The following is a 4,162-nucleotide window of genomic DNA, read 5'->3' on the forward strand; positions in this document are numbered from 1 at the left end:
ATGGGCTTCTTGCAGTTATTGCACAGGCGCCGGCCCAGCCGCTGGGCGATGATCAGGGTGACCGAACTGGCGATGGCATAGGGCTGTACGCCCATGTCTACCAGTCGGGCCAGGGTCTTGGGCGCATCATTGGTGTGCAGGGTGGACAGCACCAGGTGGCCTGTCTGGGAGGCCTTGATGGCAATCTCGGCCGTTTCCAGGTCACGAATCTCACCCACCAGAATGATATCCGGATCCTGGCGCAGAAAGGCGCGCAGGGCGGCGGCGAAGGTCAGGCCCACCTTGGGCTGGACGTTGACCTGGTTGACCCCGGGCAACTGAATTTCCGCCGGGTCTTCGGCGGTGGAGATATTGCGGTCCGGGGTATTGAGAATATTCACCCCGGTATAGAGGGACACCGTCTTACCGCTACCGGTGGGGCCGGTGACCAGAATCATGCCGTAGGGTTTTTCCAGTGCTTCCAGATAAAGATTCTTCTGATGTTCTTCATAACCCAGGGCATCGATCCCCAGCATGGCGCTGCTGGGATCGAGGATACGCATCACGATCTTCTCGCCGAACAGGGTCGGGCAGGTGCTGACACGGAAGTCGATGGCCCGGTTCTTGGACAGCTTCATCTTGATGCGCCCGTCCTGGGGGATGCGCCGTTCGGAGATGTCGAGACGAGACATCACCTTGAGGCGGGCGGCGAGCTTGGTGGAGAGATTGACCGGTGGCTTGGCCACTTCCCGCAGCATTCCGTCCTGGCGGAAGCGGACCCGGTAGAATTTCTCGTAGGGCTCGAAGTGGATATCCGAGGCCCCCTGCTTGATGGCATCCAGCAAGACCTTGTTGACGAAACGCACCACCGGCGCATCGTCGGCATCGCTGGCGGCACTGACCGCGCCACTATCATCCTTCTCTTCGTCGGCGCCAACCTCCAGGTCGAGTTCATCGTCATCGAAGTCGCCCAGGGCGTCGTCCATGCTTTCAAAGGCCCGGTCCAGGGCCTGCATGAGCTTGTCATCCTCCACCACCACCGGCTCCACCATGCAGCCGGTATGAAACTTGATTTCGTCCTGGGCCTGGAGATTGGTGGGGTCGGAGAGGCCCAGGAAGAGGCGCTTGCCCCGCTTGAACAGGGGCAGGGCGTGGTGGCGGCGAAGGAGTTTTTCCTCCACATCCTTGACCGGGGCCTGAGACAGGTCCATCACCGAGAGGTCGAGCAGGGGCGCGCCGAATTCCTCGGAAGCCAGGTGGGCCAGGGTGCGGGCATCCATCTTCTTTTCCGCCACCAGATGGCTGATCAGCGACTGCCCGGCCTTGACCGCGGCCTGATTGGCGGCGCCCGCGGCCTCCTCGCTGAGAAGCCCGTCATTCACCAGCCGTCGGGCCAGGCCGCTCAGGCGTAGTTTGTTCTGGGTTGCCGACATGGTAATTGCCCCGAAATCAGGTAGCTATGCAAACAAGATTACAACAAGCCTGCGCCCCTGCCTACCGGCAGCGGGGAAAGTAAATTCCGGGGTGGCCCGGCTTCCGGGGCCTGACCAAAAAAATGCCCCCGCCGAGGCGGGGGCATTCTGCCTGGGTATCAACCCTGTTCAGGTCTCAACCCGGTGATTAATCAGCCTGGATTAATCGGGCTCACAGAGACCGCGGACATAACGCTCACGCCAGCCGGCGTCGGTCGCGTTGCCGCCGGAAACGCCGTCACCACCGTCACAGTGCCACTCGTAGAGGGGGGCGTCGCCGGCATCGGCAATGTTTGCGTAGGTCCAGGTTACCGTGACGTTGTCCAGTTCCGGGTGATTGGAGGTGGCTTCATTGCGAATGCCGTCGTCACCAATGGCGTAGGTGATGTCTACTTGGTCGCCACTCCACTCGACCTCCGTGATGGCGCCGTGCTGGCCATCGGTCTGCACACCCAGCACTTCAGCAAACTCTTCCCGACTTTGGTAACCGTTTCGGGTGCTGCAGGCATCAAAGCCACGGCGGGCCACACAGTCTTCGATGTCGGGGGCCAGACCGTTCAGGAGCTGGTTGGACTCCTGCAGCTGGGTGCGGGCAACGTAGATGTTGTACTGCGGAATGGCGATGGCCGCCAGGATGCCGATGATCGCGACCACGATCATCAGTTCGATCAGGGTGAAACCCTTTTGCTGTTGCATTTTCATCAGGACCTCCTCAGGACAGGTTCCGTTATCTGGGGTATTCAAGGTGCTTGCCACCTCTGCCTGTATATTAAGCAAAGCCTGTGCCAGAAAGAAACCCCCGGAGGAGCGACAATTTTGCCCCCCTTGTTGTATTTTACTGACCAAATTCGGCAGGGACTGACAAAAATTGTCCACCACGGGGCTGCTAGTGGAATTATGTAAGGAACCTGCCCAGGCAAGCAGTCGCGACTCGTGGCGGTCGGAATCGGTTCATTCCGATTCCAGGCCCAGCTTGCTGATCCGGTAGCGCAGTTGGCGGAAGGTCATGCCCAGGCGCTGGGCGGCCTCGGTCTTGTTGTAGCGACACTGGGACAGGGCGCGGCGGATACATTCCCGTTCCAGGTCTTCCAGGAATTCCGGCAGGCTCTGGCCATTGTCCGGGGGCAGAACCCATTCCGCGAGGCCGGGTCCGGTGCTGCGGGCCGGGGTCTTGATGAAGATATCCTCGGCGCCGATGCGCCCGCCCTCGGACAGGGTAATGGCCCGTTCCAGCACGTTTTCCAGCTCCCGGACATTGCCCGGGAAGTGGTGGGCGGAAAGTTTCTGCCAGGCCTCAGGCGAGACGTCGGGCTTGTTCATTTCCAGGCGCAAGGCCAGGCGGGCGAGGATGGATTCCACCAGCATGGCCAGGTCGGCCATGCGTTCGCGCAGGGGCGGCACCTGCAGTTCGATGACATTCAGGCGATAAAAGATATCCTCGCGGAACTCGCCGGCCTGAACGGCCTTGGCCAGGTTGCGATGGGTGGCGCTGAGAATACGCACATCCACCGGGATTTCCTCGCGACCGCCCACCGGGCGAACGGCGCGTTCCTGGATCACCCGCAGCAGCTTGACCTGCATCGCCAAGGGCAGTTCGCCCACTTCGTCCAGGAACAGGGTGCCGCCCTGGGCGGCCTGAAACAGGCCATCCCGATCCGCCGTGGCCCCGGTGAAGCTGCCCTTGCGGTGGCCGAAGAACTCGCTCTCCATCAATTCGGCGGGGATGGCGCCACAGTTCACCGGCACGAAGGGGGCATCGGCCCGCGGACTTTGTTCGTGCACCAGGCGCGCCACCAGTTCCTTGCCGGTGCCCGATTCCCCGGTGATGAGTACCGGTGCCTGACTGCGGGCGACCCGACGGATAAGCTGGCGCAGGTGCTGCATGCCGCTGCTGTCGCCGATCAGACGGCTGCCGGCATCGACGCCGTCATCATCGGCATCCTGATCCGGCCCGCCGCGCAGCTTGAGCGCCGTCCGCACCAGGGCCCGCAGGTCCTGCAGGTCCACCGGCTTGGAGACGAAGTCAAAGGCTCCCGCCTTGAGTGCCTTCACTGCCGCTTCCACATTGCCGTGAGCGGTAATGACCGCCACCGGGACATCCGGGTGGGCATCTTGCATCAGGCTCAGCAGTTCCATGCCGTCGCCATCCGGCAGGCGCATGTCGGTGAGACAGAGGTCGAAATGATGCCGCTCCAGGGCGGCACGAGCCGAGGCCAGGTCACTGGCAGGCACGGTGTCCACATCCATCTGCTCCAGGGTCAGACCCAGCAGCTCCAGGATGTCGGGCTCGTCATCAACGATGAGGGCGACGGGTTTGGTCATGGGGGGATGGTAATGCAGCGGCAGCCGACAAGCTATACTGCTTCATCAACGCCCCCGTAGGAGCGGATTCATCCGCGATTCCAACGTTCAGTTGCCGAGGCAGCCGATAGGCTGGATCGCGAATAAATTCGCTCCTACGCGGGTTTCGATCAAGCGATTATTTCGCCTGCATGCGAATGCCGCCGTCCAGGCGGATGGTGGTGCCATTGAGGTTGATGTTCTCGCACACCGCCTCGACCATCTGGCCGAACTCTTCGGGCTTGCCCATGCGGGAGGGGAAGGGGATCTGCTTGTTGAGCGATTCCTGCACCTCTTCCGGCAGGCCTTCCATCATCGGGGTGTAGAAGATCCCGGGGGCGATGGACACGGCACGCACACCGATCTTCGAG

At 61.9% G+C, this 4,162-nt stretch carries 3 protein-coding genes and 1 pseudogene; all 4 read right to left on the reverse strand.

The features are described from left to right. A partial coding sequence (gene pilB, locus ACJWXQ_RS02555) for a type IV-A pilus assembly ATPase PilB (protein WP_406672076.1) occupies positions 1-1,412 on the reverse strand: 1,412 nt, incomplete at its 3' end. Between the two features lie 623 nt (positions 1,413-2,035). Beyond that, positions 2,036-2,147, reverse strand: a pseudogene (locus ACJWXQ_RS02560) (prepilin-type N-terminal cleavage/methylation domain-containing protein); the annotation flags it as partial. Between the two features lie 255 nt (positions 2,148-2,402). Then, complete coding sequence (locus tag ACJWXQ_RS02565; protein ID WP_346050421.1) at positions 2,403-3,773, reverse strand: sigma-54 dependent transcriptional regulator; 1,371 nt, start codon at positions 3,771-3,773, stop codon at positions 2,403-2,405. 157 nt (positions 3,774-3,930) lie between these two features. Continuing rightward, on the reverse strand, positions 3,931-4,162 hold a 232-nt coding region (locus tag ACJWXQ_RS02570), incomplete at its 5' end, for an SDR family oxidoreductase (protein WP_406672077.1).

The organism is Natronospira sp. (assembly GCF_007134575.1).
In the GTDB taxonomy this organism is placed as follows: domain Bacteria; phylum Pseudomonadota; class Gammaproteobacteria; order Natronospirales; family Natronospiraceae; genus Natronospira; species Natronospira elongata.